Annotated in this window: 1 protein-coding gene; it reads left to right on the top strand. The window is 44.8% G+C overall.

Annotated features, from left to right (window positions below):
* The first annotated feature begins 80 nt into the window (after positions 1-80).
* Positions 81-3,383, top strand: coding sequence for a tetratricopeptide repeat protein (locus VB740_RS35210; protein ID WP_323204444.1), 3,303 nt, complete (start codon positions 81-83; stop codon positions 3,381-3,383).
* Positions 3,384-3,814 lie beyond the last annotated feature (431 nt).

Here is a 3,814-nt window from a genome sequence, read left to right on the forward strand (position 1 = left end):
TATTTTCAACCGACTCTGCATTTATATTATGCAGCTTAAATGCCGATTAGCTTACGCGAGATTTTGCTGTAGATTTGCGGGTGGAAGAAAGCGGTTGCGTTAGTGAGTTGGGTAAGGTATGGAGCCGTTATCTTAATGACTTTGATGTGTTTCACCTCACAGGACACGCCTCTATTAAAGATGAAGCACCTTACACGCCTTACTTTATCACTGAAACGGAAATCGGGGAACGCCACGAAACCACAGCCGCAGAACTTGCCGAAGTCTTTCGGTTTCGCTTTCCTAAGTTGGTGTTTTTATCTGGGTGTCGGACTGGACAAGCAGCAGATAAAGGCGCTGTCCCTTCAATGGCTGAGGCACTTATTGCACAAGGGGCTAGGGCGGTTTTAAGTTGGGGGCGGTCTGTGGAAGATCGGACAGCTACAGCAGCAGCCGCGCACCTCTACGGGAAATTGGCGGCTGGATATGAATTAGCTGAAGCACTCGCTAGCACTTACCAGCAGTTGTTTAAACAGAAAGTGCGTGACTGGCATTTGTTGCGGTTATATGTCCAGGGAGAATGTCCCGGTGCGTTGGTGGAAGTGTTGGGAGATGTGCCACCCTCTGCGCCGGAACCTGCTTATGAACAATTTTTAGATCCCGATACCCAACAGGTGCGGGTGGCGAAACCCTCTGAGTTTGTTGGGAGACGGCGGACTTTGCAACGTTGTCTCAAAGCAGTTCGCACTTCATTAGGGGTACTAATTCACGGACTGGGGGGTGTGGGTAAGAGTACTGTGACGGCGCGACTTCTGGAAAGGATGGTTGGCTATCACAGGCTGGTGAACTTTCGGCAACTGGATGAGGACAAACTGCTCAAATCCCTTGCTGAACAATGTACCTCGGAACGGGGGCATGATATTCTCAATAGCAAGTTACCGTTGATGCAGCGCCTCACCAAGTTTTTCACTGAAGGACTGAATACCAAAGAACAGCGCTTTGCCTTTGTGCTGGATGACTTTGAGGCTAATTTGGATTTACGAAATGGGGTTTATGTCTTGCAACCACAAGTTGTGGATGTACTGCTGGCGTTGCTGAAGGCGATGCAAAATTCCCAACTTCCCCACAAGGTAATTATTACCTGTCGCTACAATTTCACTTTGTCGGAACTGAATCATCGTCTGTACCGCGAACCTCTGGGGGCTTTGGGTGGGGCAGATTTAATTAAAAAGTATAATCGTCTCAATTCGTTTAATGGCACTTTGGTCATTGATGCAGGATTGCAGAAGCTCGCCAAAAAAGCAGCAGATGGAAATCCTCGACTGTTGGAATGGTTAAATCAAATTCTTTCTGAAAACATTGCAGATCATCTCGCCACAATCTTAAAGAAGATGGAAGTGGCAGAAGAAAAATTCCGTGAGAACATTTTGGCTGAGGAATTGCTGAAGCAGCAAACTCCAGCTTTGCGTCAAATGCTGGGGAAGTTTTTGGTGTATGAGTTACCTGTTCCTCTAGCTGCTATTTCTCCGATTTGTGAGGATATCTCAAGTTGGGAAAGTCATATTCAACGCGCTGAAATTTTGGGTTTGTTGGAAGTTACCCTCACCAACAACAAAGAGAGGTTGTATCGTGTTCCCCGGATTTTGTCACCGTTGCTAGAGTTTCCTGAAAACCCCAAGGGTGAAGAGTTGTATAAACAAGCTGCACAAATTTTGTATCGTCTGTGGTGCGAAGGGGCGGAAAGTTATAGGGAAGCACAAGGGTTAGAAATTCATCGCTTGGGGTTGTTGGGGAAGGATGAAAAAATTGCGGCTAAAATAGCCTTCTCCACAGCACATAACTGGAAAAATCAAAGCCGTTTTCGGGAATCAGTGCAACTGTGCAAATCTACTCTAGAACTTACCAAAGACTATCGTGTTTTACATGCGATAGCTCGCTCTCAAGCAGAACTCGGTGAAGTTGAACAAGCACAGCAGTATTATCAGCAAGCGCTAGAATTTTGTTTGCAAACAGACGAAACAGAAAAAGCTGCAATAATTCATAACTTAGCAAGTATTTACGCCAACAAAGGGGAAGTGGAGCAAGCGATCGCACTCTACAATCAGTCTTTGGAAATAAATGAACGTATTGGTAATATCCAAGGCAAAGCGTCGACGTTGCACGAACTGGGACGTATCTACAACAATAAAGGGGAAGTTGAACACGCGATCACACTCTACAATCAGTCTTTGGAAATAACAGAACGCATTGGAAATGTCCAAACCAAAGCGGCGACGTTGCACCAGCTGGCAGGTATCTACACCAACAAAGGGGAAGTTGATCAAGCGATTGCACTCTACAATCAGTCTTTGCAAATATTTGAACGCATTGGAAATTTCCAAACCAAAGCGGCGACGTTACATCAACTGGCAGGTATCTACGCCAACAAAGGGAAAGTTGATGAAGCGATCGCACTCTACAATCAGTCTTTAGAAATAACTGAACGCATTGGTAATATCCAAGGCAAAGCAGCGACGTTGCACTGTCTGGGAAATCTCTACGCCGACAAAGGGGAAGTGGATGAAGCGATCGCACTCTACAATCAGTCTTTGAAAATAGAAGAAGGCATTGGTAATGTCCAAGGCAAAGCGGCTACATTGCACTCTCTGGGAATGATTTACGCCAACAAAGGGGGAGTTGATGAAGCGATCGCACTATTCAACCAGTCTTTGGAAATATTTGAACGCATTAGTAATGTCAAAGGCAAAGCGGCGACGTTGCACGAACTGGGACGTATCTACACCAATAAAGGGGAAGTTGAACACGCGATCGCACTCTACAATCAGTCTTTGGAAATAACAGAACGCATTGGAAATGTCCAAACTAAAGCGGTGACATTGCATGAACTGGCAGATATATACGCCAACAAAGGCGAAGTAGATCAAGCAATCGTACTCTACCATCAGTCTTTGGAAATATATGAACGCATTGGAGATGTCCAAGGCAAAGCGACGACGTTGTACAACCTGGGAATTCTCTACGCCAATAAAGGGGAAGTAGATCAAGCGATCGCACGCTACAATCAGTCTTTGGAAATAACAGAACGCATTGGAAATGTCCAAACCAAAGCGGTGATGTTGCACGAACTGGCAGATATATACGCCAACAAAGGCGAAGTAGATCAAGCGATCGCACTCTACCATGAGTGCTTGGAAGTTTTTGAACGTATTGGTGATGCTTATTGGAAAGCACTAACGTTGCATAGTATAGCAAGTATCTACGCCAACAAAGGGGAAGTGGATGAAGCGATATCCTATTTGCAACCAGCTTTAGAGATTTTGCAGCGATTGCAGTCACCGGATGCTGAAAGTGTGAGTTCAAGTCTTGCCAGAGTGCAGCAGAAAGTAGAGAGTGAAGAAGATTAGCTTATATCTTGCACGATTCTCGATTAGCATCATCGCCCGCCCAGAAATAAATTTCTGGGCTAATAGCCAAAGTCCACTCAAGTGGACTGTAATTTTTTACCAGTCGTCTTTAGAAGACTTTAACTATTAGCCTCAGAATTCATTCTGAGGCGGTTATTGCAACTAATTCGTAATTCTTAATTACAGCTTGCTGTTGAAAGAATACCGAAAGATTTTTTGTCTCATGCAGAAGCACAGACAAGAATGCAAGAGTGCAGTTTAAATAAATGAAAACTACTGTAATGAGTCTTTGATACTCGTGGACGAGTCTTTTATACTCGCGGACGAGCCTTTTATATTCGTGAATGAGCCTTTGAACTCCATTAATGAACCTCGGAGCTTCGTTAATGAACCTCGGAGCTTTGTTGATGAACCTCGGAGCTTCGTTAATG

This window comes from Nostoc sp. UHCC 0251 (assembly GCF_034932245.1).
Classification (GTDB): Bacteria; Cyanobacteriota; Cyanobacteriia; order Cyanobacteriales; family Nostocaceae; genus Nostoc.